This is a genomic window from Bradyrhizobium sp. MI1.11 (assembly GCF_055811255.1).
In genome coordinates this window covers 28,138-40,498 of sequence record NZ_JBVVPM010000046.1, presented here as the reverse complement: position 1 = coordinate 40,498, position 12,361 = coordinate 28,138, and the positions used below count along the sequence as shown (strand labels likewise).

At 65.0% G+C, this 12,361-nt stretch carries 6 protein-coding genes and 1 tRNA gene; 6 read left to right on the top strand and 1 reads right to left on the bottom strand.

What is annotated here, in order from left to right:
- Window positions 1–185 precede the first annotated feature (185 nt).
- The 3 genes from AC0L30_RS32265 to AC0L30_RS32255 all read left to right on the top strand — a co-directional run bounded on the left by AC0L30_RS32265 (window position 186) and on the right by AC0L30_RS32255 (window position 2,614).
- On the top strand, window positions 186–686 hold the full coding sequence (locus AC0L30_RS32265) for a hypothetical protein (protein ID WP_473406059.1): 501 nt from the start codon (window positions 186–188) through the stop codon (window positions 684–686).
- A 392-nt stretch (window positions 687–1,078) separates the two neighbouring features.
- Window positions 1,079–1,285: a helix-turn-helix transcriptional regulator gene (locus tag AC0L30_RS32260; RefSeq protein WP_473406058.1), complete on the top strand. Its 207-nt coding sequence runs from the start codon at window positions 1,079–1,081 to the stop codon at window positions 1,283–1,285.
- A gap of 192 nt (window positions 1,286–1,477) precedes the next feature.
- A complete protein-coding gene (locus AC0L30_RS32255; protein ID WP_473406057.1) occupies window positions 1,478–2,614 on the top strand; it encodes a tyrosine-type recombinase/integrase in 1,137 nt (378 codons plus the stop codon).
- A gap of 65 nt (window positions 2,615–2,679) precedes the next feature.
- On the opposite strand, the gene AC0L30_RS32250 is transcribed toward AC0L30_RS32255, so the two are convergent.
- Window positions 2,680–2,756, bottom strand: a tRNA-Arg gene (locus AC0L30_RS32250).
- A 402-nt stretch (window positions 2,757–3,158) separates the two neighbouring features.
- Here AC0L30_RS32250 and AC0L30_RS32245 point away from each other — a divergent pair.
- The 3 genes from AC0L30_RS32245 to AC0L30_RS32235 all read left to right on the top strand — a co-directional run bounded on the left by AC0L30_RS32245 (window position 3,159) and on the right by AC0L30_RS32235 (window position 12,360).
- Window positions 3,159–8,363: an alpha-2-macroglobulin family protein gene (locus AC0L30_RS32245; RefSeq protein ID WP_219680187.1), complete on the top strand. Its 5,205-nt coding sequence runs from the start codon at window positions 3,159–3,161 to the stop codon at window positions 8,361–8,363.
- Window positions 8,364–8,458: 95 nt separating this feature from the next.
- Window positions 8,459–10,567: a penicillin-binding protein 1C gene (gene pbpC / locus AC0L30_RS32240; protein ID WP_473406056.1), complete on the top strand. Its 2,109-nt coding sequence runs from the start codon at window positions 8,459–8,461 to the stop codon at window positions 10,565–10,567.
- 50 nt (window positions 10,568–10,617) lie between these two features.
- Window positions 10,618–12,360 (top strand): ArnT family glycosyltransferase, encoded by a 1,743-nt coding sequence (locus tag AC0L30_RS32235; protein ID WP_473406055.1) that lies wholly within the window; start codon window positions 10,618–10,620, stop codon window positions 12,358–12,360.
- The last annotated feature ends 1 nt before the right edge of the window (window position 12,361 follow it).

Below are 12,361 nucleotides of genomic sequence, written 5' to 3'. Positions count from 1 at the left end.
GCTGGCTATGCAATACCCTTCGGGGAAAGGCCAGTCGGGCATGTCTTCGCGGACATGTTGCTAACCTCCCGGTGCCAGCCTGCCGCTGGCAATCGGAACGCCGTTCCTTAGCAGGGCGTCGCTCCCCGGCCGTAGCAAGCCGGTCCTACCGCGAGAACCACCCCACCATGACCATTGCTAGACCTATGTTTCCGCCAGCAGCGGGCCGCCTCCGTGCGTCCGTTCCGGCCGGCCTTGCTCGGCAAGAGCGTCGCCGCCAAACCGCACTCAGGCGCCTCGACCGGCTCAGGGCAACCGCCCGGGCGGAGATCGACCGGCTGATCGCCTTCCTCGATGCCTCCGATGTCTACGTTATGACGGAGCTGGAGGGTGACGATGAGCGCGAGCCGAGCTTGGGCGCATTCGACGACGTCACCAGCCAAGCGGATTCTTGGCGCCATGGGTGCTGGGCACCGGCGATCGATCTGGAGGAAGACGATTGCGACGAGGAGGAGAGCGCGGACTACGAGCCGTCCCTTGCTTCGCTCGATCGCCGGATCGATCAAACCCACTGGAATGGCGGCGGCACCGCTGAGCTAGAGCACGAGCACGATGGCCGCGAACCGGACGACAGCGGGATAGGAGACCACGAGGGCCTCTTGGAGCAGGTCGGCAGTCAGGATTGGCAAAACGTGGTGATGGCATGAAGGGCGACTCATGGCACCGGCGGCACGCCATTCAAGTCGCATGCTCGCTTCCCGAGGGGCGCGAAGATGCGCTCCTCGTGCTGCGGCTGGCGACGCAATTGGTGACTGACTTCCTCGCCGAACCGGAGCCGACCAAGAGGCCGTCGACTACGGTCGTAACCTTGGTCCCGGGTGAGGCACGAATCTAGGTGAGCACAGCCCGTTGGCAGAGATGCCAGCGGGCTTTTTAAGGGCAGACCGACGAATTGAAGACGCGGCTGGGATAGTGTGGATTACTTGCGGGCCCCAAGGAAACGACGCGAAATTCCGCTTGGGAATTTGGCTTTGCAGTCGCCTTATCAAGACCGGGCCGGGCCGGGGACGCTTTCTGATTTTAATCTAGGAGTGCGTCTATGACCGAGCCGTCATCATCCCTCGTTTCACGTCGCGAGGTGATTCAGCGATCCACATTGTCCACCGTGACGCTCTGGCGCTGGGAGAAGCAAGGCAAATTCCCGCGGTCGGTCAAAGTCTCTACTCGCCGGGTAGCTTACCGTCGGGCTGAGTTCGATGCTTGGCTCCGCGACCCGCAAAACTGGCGTCAGGCCCCGGAGTCTTAAAGTGTCGCGGGGCCAGCAAACATTCAAACAGCGCGACCTGACCAAAGCGATAAAGGCCGTAAACCGAGCGGGAGTGCGGGGGCGCGTCGAGATCGGTCGCGACGGACGCATTGTGGTGATGGTCAATCCACCACAGGATGAGCGCGAGAGTCCCCGTGCTGATGAGTGGGATTAAAGAGGGGAGGGACGTTTATGGCCGACGTGAAATTGCCTTTTCTGCACAGCTTCAAAGATGCTCGTGGGAAGAGACGGCATGTATTTCGCCGGAAGGGCCACAAGACGGTCACCATCAAGGGGACTCCCGGATCTTCTGAATTTCTAGAGGCCTATCAGACGCTGCTCGAAAAGACTGGGGGCGATCCGCCGGCGACGATCGGCACCAGCAAGGCTAAATCTGGGACGGTCGACGCGTGGGTGATCTCTTACTTGAAGAACGACGCGTTCACCAAGGGGCTCGCGAACGACACACAAAACAGTTGGCGGCCTATCCTGGAGCGCTTCCGCGAGCACAAGACGCCCAGCGGTCGCCGATACGGCGAGAACCGGATTGCCACCGTGCGCGAGAAATCGGTCAGGGACTTCTTGGAAGGCAAGACGGCCAATCAACAAAAAAACGAATTGAAGGTTGTCCGCGGCCTCATTCGCTTCGCTAAGTCAAAAGGCGAGTTGTCAAGCGACCCTACCGAAAGCATCGTGACGCTGAAGTCTGGCATCAAGAGCGCGGGGCATTTGACTTGGCTCGAGCCGCAAGTGGCGCAGTATCGCAATCGCTGGCCCCTGGGCACGGTCGCGAGGTTAGCGCTCGAATTGCTGCTCAACATCGCTGCTAGGCGTCACGATGCCCACCTCCTGGGAGAACAGCACGTCAAGGCCGGCTCCAAGCTCTCGTGGCGGCCGCACAAAACGTTGCGGACTACCGGGAAGCTTCTGTCGATAAAGATTACGTCGGCGCTTCAGGACGCGCTTGACGCTATCCCTGTGGGCACGCGCTCCGATGGAGTCCTGACTTTCTTGGTCAATGACTACGGTCGTCCGTTCGCCTCTGCAGCGGCATTCGGAAATAAGTTTGCTGACTGGTGTCGCGCGGCTGAACTCAAGCCCGTCGTGTGCGATGACGGCCGGACTCGGAATTATCGCGCGCATGGACTCCGAAAGGCCGCGCTGAGAGCGCTAGCCCACGCGGGTGCAACGGGCGTCGAGCTCATGGCTGTCTCTGGTCACAGCTCTCTCGATCAGCTTCAGGAATACCTCGATGAGGTCAATCAAGAGATAGCTGCGGAAGCGGCGATGACGAAGCTCGCGAACAGCGCAGGAACAACAAATGGCTAACGCGTTCCACGGCGTTGGCTAACACGGAGACAAGTGGTTGAAAACGAATGGAAAAGATTTGGTAGTGGCGATCCCGGCAGGAATCGAACCTGCAACCCTCAGAGTAGAAATCTGATGCTCTATCCAGTTGAGCTACGGGACCGTCTTGAGCCGCCCTGGTTGGGGCCGGCTGTTCATCTACCATGCCATTATGAAAAATATCGTCTTTCGCCAAGCCTGAACCGAACCGTTTTCCTCGAAGCCGCGACAAAGCGGAACGGTGGGGTGTCAGGGTGCCGGGTTGAGCGGCAGCGGACTGGACGATGGATCACATCGCCGGGAACGCTGGCCAGCTTCCGGGACACGGCCGCCGGACGACTGGTCGGGTATTACTGCGCCATCAGGACGGCGTGCGCGGCGGTAGCTTGATCGGTCTCCTCTGGGCGTGCCTTGTCATGGCGAATGCGACGGTTTGCACCTTTGGTTCCATCGCCTTGAGTCGGTCACCTTTCCGCGCATTTCATGCGACAAGCGGCGTTCGTCCGCGATTTCCGGGAGTCCATCCATGATCGGTCTTGTTCGCGCCGTCACACTCTGCGCCACGCTGGCGTTCGGCCTTAGCGTAGCGCAGGCCGCCGACAAAGCCTTCAAGCGGGACGACCTCGCCGATTCCGCGATCAAACTGGAGGCGCAGATCAAGGGCGAGGCGGGGCCGGTCGCCAAGAGCGGCGCGAGCTTACGCACCGACGCCGATGCTGCCTTCCGGCGCAACGACTATCGCACCGGCCTGTCGGTGCTCGGCCAGATCGCGGCGACCACGCCGGAGGACGCCGGCAACTGGCTGCGCCTGGCGAAAGTCATCTTCCAGATCACGCCCAAGAGCTCGAGCGAACAGACGTTTCTGCTGGAGCGCGCCTCGACTGCCGCCTACATCGCCTACCAGCGCGCCGGCAATGCGGGCGAGGAGGCCGATTCGCTCGCGGTGCTCGGCAAGTCGCTGTCCGAACGCAAGCTGTGGCGGCCGGCGCTTGATGCACTGCGGCTGTCGCTCGACATGCGCGAGGTCGCCGACGTCCGGGGCCAGTACGAGAAGATGCGCGACGAGCACGGGTTTCGGTTGCTCGACTACACCGTGGACTCGGACTCCGCCAGTCCGCGCGCCTGCTTCCAGTTCTCGGAGGAGCTGGCAAAACGCACCGATTTCGCGCCGTACCTCGCGCTGGCGGGCCAGGACAAGCCGGCTTTGTCGGCCGAGGGCAAGCAGCTCTGCGTCGATGGGCTCAAGCACGGCGAGCGCTACAACATCAATCTGCGCGCCGGCCTGCCGTCCACCGTGAAGGAAGGCCTGCCGAAATCGGCCGAGTTCAACGTATATGTGCGCGACCGCAAGCCCTTCGTGCGCTTCACCAGCCGCGCCTATGTGCTGCCGAGGACGGGCCAGCGCGGCATTCCCGTCGTCAGCGTCAACACGCCAGCCGTCAACATCAACGTGTTCCGGATCGGCGACCGCAATCTGATCAACACGGTGGTCGACAGCGATTTCCAGAAGACTCTGTCGAAATACCAGCTCAGCGATCTCGGTGGCGAGCGCGGCGTCAAAGTCTGGACCGGCGAGCTCGCGACCGCGATGACGCTCAACCAGGACGTCACCACGGCGTTCCCGGTCGACCAGGCGCTGGGCGAGCTCCAGCCCGGCGTCTATGTGATGACGGCCGCAGCCAAGGGGCCGGGCTCGGACGACGATTACCAGCTCGCCACCCAATGGTTCATCGTCTCCGATCTCGGCGTCACGGCCTATTCCGGCAATGACGGCATCCATGTCTTCGTGAATTCGCTGGCCTCGACCGATCCCGTCGGCAAAGCCGAGGTGCGACTGGTCGCGCGCAACAACGAGATCCTGGCCACCCGCAAGACCGATGAGAGCGGCCATTTGCTGTTCGAGGCGGGGCTTGCGCGCGGCGAGGGCGGCCTGTCGCCGGCGATGCTCACCGTGACCGGTGAGAAGGCCGACTATGCTTTCCTCAGCCTCAAATCCTCTGCCTTCGACCTGTCGGACCGCGGCGTTTCGGGCAGGGCCGTGCCTGTGGGCGCCGACGCCTTCGTCTATGCCGAGCGCGGCGTCTACCGCTCCAGCGAGACCGTCTATCTCACCGCGCTGTTGCGGGACGGGCAGGGCAACGCCGTTACCGGCGGGCCGATGACCCTGGTGATCGAGCGTCCCGACGGCGTCGAATATCGCCGCGCCGTGCTGTCCGACCAGGGCGCCGGCGGGCGCACCTTGTCCGTGCCGCTCAACTCGGCCGTCCCGACCGGGACCTGGCGGGTGCGCGCCTTCACCGATCCGAAGGGCTCTTCGGTCGGCGAGACCACTTTCATGGTCGAGGACTACGTCCCTGATCGGATCGAATTCGACTTGTCTTCCAAGGACAAGCTGATCAAAGCTAACGCTCCAGTGGAGCTTAAGGCGGACGGTCATTTCCTCTATGGCGCGCCGGCCTCGGGGCTGGCGCTCGAAGGCGACATGCTGGTCGCGCCCGCGTCCGAGCGGCCGGGCTTCGCCGGTTACCAGTTCGGCGTCGCCGACGAGGAGACCACCTCGAACGAGCGCACGCCGCTGGAAAACCTGCCCGAAGCTGACGCCAACGGCGTTGCGACCTTCCCGGTCACGCTCGACAAGCAGCCGGCCTCGACGCGGCCGCAGGAGGCGCAGATCTTCGTTCGCATGGTGGAGACCGGCGGCCGCGCCGTCGAACGCAAGATCGTGCTGCCGGTCGCGCCTGCTGCCGCCATGATCGGCATCAAGCCGCTATTCGGCGACAAGAACGTGGCCGAAGGCGACAAGGCCGAGTTCGACATCGTGTTCGTCTCGCCCGAGGGCGAGAGGCTACGCCGCGACGGCCTGCGCTACGAGCTCCTGAAGATGGAGTCGCGCTACCAATGGTATCGCCAGAGCAATTACTGGGAGTACGAGCCGGTCAAATCGACCTCGCGCGTCTCTGACGGCGACGTGACCGTCGCCGCGGACAAGCCGTCGCGGATTTCGCTGACCCCAAAGCCCGGCCGCTACCGGTTGGACGTGAAGTCGAACGATGCCGACGGGCCCGTGACCTCCGTACAGTTCGACGTCGGCTGGTATTCCGACGGCAGCGCCGACACGCCGGACCTCCTGGAGACCTCGATCGACAAGCCGCAATACGCCTCGGGCGACATGATGACCGTGTCGGTCAACGTCCGCAGCGCCGGCAAGCTGACGGTCAACGTGCTCGGCGATCGCCTGCTGACGACGCAGACCATCGACGTCAAGGAAGGCACCGCCCAGGTGAAGCTCCCGGTCGGCAAGGACTGGGGCACTGGCGCCTATGTGGTGGCGACGCTGCGCCGTCCGCTCGATGCGGCCGCGCAACGCATGCCAGGCCGGGCGATCGGACTCAAATGGTTCGGTATCGACAAACAGACCCGCACGCTCCAGGTGAAGCTGACCCCGCCGGCGCTGATCCGGCCGAATGGGTTGCTGAAGATCCCCCTCAAGCTCGACGGGCTCAATCCGGGCGAGGACGCCAAGATCGTCATCGCCGCGGTCGACGTCGGCATCCTCAACCTCACCAATTACAAACCGCCGGCGCCGGACGACTATTATCTCGGCCAGCGCCGCCTCAGCGCGGAGATCCGCGATCTCTATGGGCAACTGATCGACGGCATGTCGGGCACGCGCGGTCAGATTAAGTCCGGCGGTGACGCCGGCGCGGCCGAATTGCAGGGCTCGCCGCCTGCGCAGAAGCCGCTCGCGCTCTATTCGGGCATCGTCACGGTTGCTGCTGACGGCACCGCGGAAATCAGCTTCGACATTCCGGAGTTCGCCGGCACCGCGCGCGTCATGGCGGTGGCGTGGACCGCGACCAAGCTCGGTCGCGCCAACACGGACGTGGTGATCCGCGATCCTGTCGTGCTGACCACGACCCTGCCGCGCTTCCTGCTCAACGGCGACCACGGCACGGTCAATCTCGAGATCGACAATGTCGAGGGGCAGGCGGGCGACTACGTTATCAACGTGAAGACGGGCGGCCCGGTCAAGATGACAGGCAATCCCGCAACCACGGTCAAGCTCGCCGCCAAGCAGCGGAATTCGTTCACGCTCGCCATCGACGCGACGGCGGCGGGGCAGGCGACGCTCGACGTCGACATCAAGGGGCCGAACGGGCTTGCACTCGCGCGCCACTATGCGCTCGACGTCAAGGCGGCGACGCAGGTGCTGGCGCGGCGCTCGATCCGGACGCTGGCGAAGGGCGAGAGCCTGACGCTGACGTCTGATATGTTCGCCGACCTCGTACCGGGCACCGGCAGCGTCTCGGTCTCGGCGAGCCTGTCGACCGCGCTCGATGCGGCGACGATCCTGAAAGCGCTCGACCGCTATCCCTATGGCTGCTCGGAGCAGATCACGAGCCGTGCGATGCCGTTGCTCTATGTCAACGATCTCGCCGCGGGCGCGCATCTCGCCATGGACACCGAAGTCGACCAGCGCATCCGCGACGCGATCGAGCGGCTTTTGGCCCGCCAGGGCTCCAATGGCTCGTTCGGACTGTGGTCGGCGGGCGGCGACGATGCGTGGCTCGACGCGTACGTGACCGACTTCCTGACCCGCGCCCGCGAAAAGGGCTTTGTGGTCCCGGATGTGCTGTTCAAGACCGCGCTCGATCGTATCCGCAACTCGGTCGTCAACGGCAACGAGCCGGAGAAGGACGGCGGCCGCGATCTCGCTTACGGCCTCTATGTGCTCGCGCGCAACGGCGCGGCGCCAATCGGCGACCTCCGCTATCTCGCCGACACCAAGCTAAGCAACCTCGCAACTCCCATCGCGAAATCGCAGCTCGCCGCGGCACTCGCGCTGGTCGGTGACCGCAACCGCGCGGAGCGCGTTTACGGTGCCGCGCTCGACAGTCTCGCGCCAAAACCCGTGCTGGAGTTCGGCCGCACCGACTACGGCTCGCAGCTTCGCGATGCCGCAGCGCTGGTGTCGCTTGCCAGCGAAGGCAATGCCCCGAAGGCGACGCTGACGCAGGCGGTGTCGAGGGTCGAGACTGCCCGCGGGCTGACGCCCTATACCTCCACGCAGGAGAATGCGTGGCTGGTGCTGGCGGCACGCGCGCTCGCCAAGGAGAACCTGTCGATGGAGGTCGACGGCCAGCCGGTCAAGACCGCGCTGTACCGCAGCTACAAGGCGGCGACCCTGGAGGGCAAGCCGCTGAAGATCACCAACACGGGCGATGCGCCGGTGCAGGCCGTGGTCTCTGTGTCGGGTTCGCCGGTGACGCCGGAGCCCGCGGCATCGAACGGCTTCAAGATCGAGCGCAGTTTCTTCACGCTCGACGGCAAGCCCGCCGATATCAGCAAGGTGAAGCAGAACGACCGCTTCGCCGTGGTGCTGAAGATCACCGAGGCCAAGCCCGAGTACGGCCACATCATGGTGTCCGATTATCTTTCGGCCGGCCTCGAGATCGACAATCCGAAACTGGTGTCGTCGGGCGACAGCGGCACGCTGGGCTGGATCGAGGACGGCCAGGAGCCCAAGGATACCGAGTTCCGCGACGACCGCTTCACGGCGGCCGTCGACCGGGCCTCGGATTCCAAGGCGGTCTTCACGGTGGCCTATGTCGTCCGTGTGGTCTCGCCCGGCAAATACGTGCTGCCGCAGGCCTATGTCGAGGACATGTACAATCCCTCGCGCTACGGCCGCACCGGGACGGGCACCGTCGAGGTGCGGGCGGCGAAGTGAGTGGTGAGGGGATGAGCGACAAGGAGCCACATGCTCCGCCGTCATGCCCGGGCTTGTCCCGGGCATCCACGGACTTTTGTGCGAGGGGCAAGGACGTGGATGGCCGGGACGAGCCCGGCCATGACGGAGCGCGGAGCTTGGACCTGCATGTCCTCTCCGCGCTGGCATTCTCGCTCATTCTCACCATCGTCGGTTTCGTCGCCTGGGTCTACGCCCTCGGTCCGCTGCCTTTCGACGAAGCCCGCCAAGTTTCCACCACCATTGTCGATCGCAACGGCAAGCTGCTGCGCGCCTATGCGATGGCGGACGGGCGCTGGCGACTGCCGGTTGAGACAAATACGAACGTCGATCCGACCTATCTGAAGCTGCTGCTCGCCTATGAGGACCAGCGCTTTTACGCGCATGACGGTATCGACCCGCTGGCACTAGGGCGCGCTGCGTTTCAGCTTGCGACCCGCGGCCACATCGTCTCGGGCGGCTCGACCATCTCGATGCAGCTCGCGCGGCTGATGGAGCCGCGGCGGCAGCGTTCGCTCCATGCAAAGCTGCGGCAGATGGTGCGTGCGATCGAGATCGAGCGCAGCTTGAGCAAGCAGCAGATCCTCGACCTCTATCTCGCGCTCGCGCCCTACGGCGGCAATCTCGAAGGCATCCGCGCTGCCTCGACCGCCTATCTCGGCAAGGAGCCGAAGCGGTTGTCGCTGGCTGAAGCCGCATTGCTGGTCGCGCTGCCGCAATCGCCGGAGACCCGTAGGCTCGATCGCTATCCCGATGCGGCGCGCAAAGCGCGTGACCGCGTGCTCGACCGCATGGTCGAGGAGCAACAGATCAGCCTCGACGATGCCAAGCAGGCCAAGGCCGTTCCCGTGCCGAAGCTGCGCAGGCCAATGCCGATCCTGGCGCCGCATGCCTCCGATGCGGCGCTTGCGACGGTCAAGGACGCGCCCGTCATCAAGCTGACGCTGGATGCCAACCTGCAAAAGGTGCTTGAGCCGCTGGCGCGCGACCGTGCCATTGCGCTGGGACCGAACATCTCGGTCGGCATCATCGTCGTCGACAATGAGAGCGGCGACGTGCTCGCACGCGTCGGCTCGGCGGATTATTTCGACGAGCGCCGGGCAGGGCAGGTCGACATGACCCGCGCGGTCCGCTCGCCGGGCTCGACGCTGAAGCCGTTCATCTATGGGCTCGCTTTCGAGGACGGTTTTGTTCACCCCGACAGTCTGATCGACGATCGGCCCGTGCGCTTCGGCTCCTACGCGCCGGAAAATTTCGACATGACGTTCCAGGGCACCGTGCCGGTGAAGAAGGCGCTGCAGCTGTCGCTGAATGTGCCCGCGATCGTCCTGCTCGACCGCGTCGGCGCGAGCCGGCTGGCCTCGCGGCTGCATCAGGCGGGCGGCAATCTGGTGCTGCCCAAAGACGAGGCGCCGGGACTTGCCATGGGCCTTGGCGGCGTCGGTGTGACGCTGCAGGACCTCGCCCAGCTCTATGCGGGCTTCGCCCGGCTCGGCACCACCAAGCCGCTGCGCGAGATCATGAGCGACAGGGACGTGCGCGAGCCGCTGCGACTGCTCGATCAGGTCGCGGCCTGGCAAGTCGGCAATGTGCTGCTCGGCACCCCGCCGCCGGAGAACGCGGCTCGCAACCGCATCGCCTTCAAGACCGGCACCTCCTACGGCTACCGCGACGCCTGGTCGATGGGCTTCGACGGGCGCATGACCATCGGCGTCTGGGTCGGCCGGCCCGACGGCGCGCCGGTTCCGGGCCTGATCGGGCGCGTCGCCGCCGCGCCGATCCTATTCGACGCCTTCGCCCGAACCGGCAAGACGCTCCTGCCGTTGCCGAAGCCACCGAAAGGAACTCTCGTTGCCAGCAACGCCAAGCTGCCGTTGCCCTTGAGGCGGTTCCGTCCGGTCGGGGATCTGGTGCGGACCGGGGGCGAGCAGGCTCTGCACATCCAGTTTCCGCTGAACGGTTCGCGGATCGACGTCGATCGCTCAGGTGGCGAGGGGGGCGCAGCCATGCCGGTCAAGGTCGCCGGAGGCGTTCTGCCTATGACCGTCATGGTTAACGGAACGGCGCAGGGCGAGATCGACGGACGGCGCCAGCGGCTGATCGATCCGCCTGGTCCGGGCTTTGCGCGGCTGACCGTCATCGATGCCGCGGGCGCCGCGGACACAGTTGTCATTCGAATTCAATGACCCTGCCTCAAGCGGTTGTGGCGATGGCGGTTTCAGCGTAAGCGGAACCGATGGCCGAGACCTACCCAACACCCCGTTTTGGAGCTCCCCGCGAGCCGAAATCCCCGGTGAATCCGGGCAGTCGGCTCGTGTCCATGTTCGACATCGCCACCGCCAGCCACGTCCGCGCGGTCGCCTTCCTGCTGCTGTGCGCGCTGCTGCTGTTCCTGCCAGGCTTCTTCACGATTCCGCCGGTTGACCGCGACGAGGCGCGCTTTGCGCAGGCGACCAAGCAGATGGTCGAGAGTGGCGATTATGTCGATATCCGCTTCCAGGAGGACGTCCGCTACAAGAAGCCGGTCGGAATCTATTGGCTGCAATCGGCTGCGGTCGAGACGGCATCGGCGCTCGGTCTGCCGAAAGCCGAGTTGCGGATCTGGGTCTACCGGCTGCCGTCTCTGATCGGCGCTATCGGCGCCGTGCTCATGACCTATTGGACGGCGCTCGGCTTCGTCACGCGGCGCGCCGCGGTGCTTGCAGCCCTTCTAATGTGCGCCTCCGTGCTGCTCGGGGTCGAGGCGCGGCTTGCGAAGACCGACGCCATGCTGCTGTTCTGCGTGGTCGCCGCGATGGGCGCGATGGGGCGGGCCTATCTGTCGTGGCAGCGCGCCGAGGACGAGACGCGTCCGCCCTGGAGCTGGCCCGCGATCTTCTGGACCGCGCTCGCTGTCGGCATCCTGATCAAGGGTCCGCTGATCCTGATGTTCGCGGGCCTGACCATCGTCGCGCTCGCGATCCAGGACCGCGACGCCTCCTGGCTATGGAAGTTGCGCCCGCTCTGGGGCCTGATGTGGATGCTGGTGCTGGTGCTGCCCTGGTTCGTCGCGATCTTCTGGCGCGCGGGCGATGCCTTCTTCGCCGATTCCGTCGGCGGCGACATGCTGAGCAAGTTGGGCGCTCAGGAATCTCACGGCGCTCCGCCCGGACTGTATCTGGCGCTGTTCTGGATCACGTTCTGGCCCGGCGCGCCGCTCGCGGCGATGGCGGCGCCCGCGGTCTGGCGCGCGCGGCGCGAGCCCGGCGCGCAGTTCCTGCTGGCCTGGCTGATCCCATCCTGGATCGTGTTCGAGGTGGTGCTGACCAAGCTGCCGCATTACGTGCTGCCGCTGTATCCTGCGATCGCGATCCTCACCGCGGGCGCGCTCGAGCGGCGCGTGCTGTCGTGGTCGTGGCTGATGCGCGGCTCGGCCTGGTGGTTCGCGATCCCCGTTGGCGGCTCGATCATCGCCGTCGTCGGCGCGGTGATGCTGACGCGGCAGCCTGCTTTCGTGGCTTGGCCGTTCATCGCGGCCTCGCTGATCTTCGGCCTGTTCGCCTGGTGGCTTCACGACAACAATCACGCCGAGCGCTCGCTGCTCAACGCGCTGGTCGCAGCCCTGATGCTCGCGGTGACAGTCTACGGCATCGTGCTGCCCTCGCTGACGCCGCTGTTTCCGAGCATCGAGATCGCACGCGCGCTTCGCAACGTCACCTGCGTCGGCCCGAAGGCGGCCGCGGCCGGCTATCACGAGCCGAGCCTCGTCTTCCTGACCGGTACGCAGACGCTGCTCACCGACGGTTCGGGCGCGGCGGATTTCCTGCGGCAAGGAAGCTGCCGTTTCGCGCTGATCGAGCAGCGTTCGGAGCGCGGTTTCGTGCAGCGCGCTGAGGCGATCGGGCTGCGCTACAAGGTTGGTACCCGCATCGAAGGCTATAATTTCTCGCAAGGGCGTGCGATCTCGATCTCGATCTTCCGCTCGGAAGGCACCGAGTAGG

Bases quoted from the DNA above. Each gene is read 5' to 3' on its own strand.
- AC0L30_RS32260 (WP_473406058.1), top strand. From the start codon at position 1,079: ATGACCGAGCCGTCATCATCCCTCGTTTCACGTCGCGAGGTGATTCAG.
- AC0L30_RS32245 (WP_219680187.1), top strand. From the start codon at position 3,159: ATGATCGGTCTTGTTCGCGCCGTCACACTCTGCGCCACGCTGGCGTTC.
- AC0L30_RS32255 (WP_473406057.1), top strand. From the start codon at position 1,478: ATGGCCGACGTGAAATTGCCTTTTCTGCACAGCTTCAAAGATGCTCGT.
- AC0L30_RS32235 (WP_473406055.1), top strand. From the start codon at position 10,618: ATGGCCGAGACCTACCCAACACCCCGTTTTGGAGCTCCCCGCGAGCCG.
- AC0L30_RS32265 (WP_473406059.1), top strand. From the start codon at position 186: ATGTTTCCGCCAGCAGCGGGCCGCCTCCGTGCGTCCGTTCCGGCCGGC.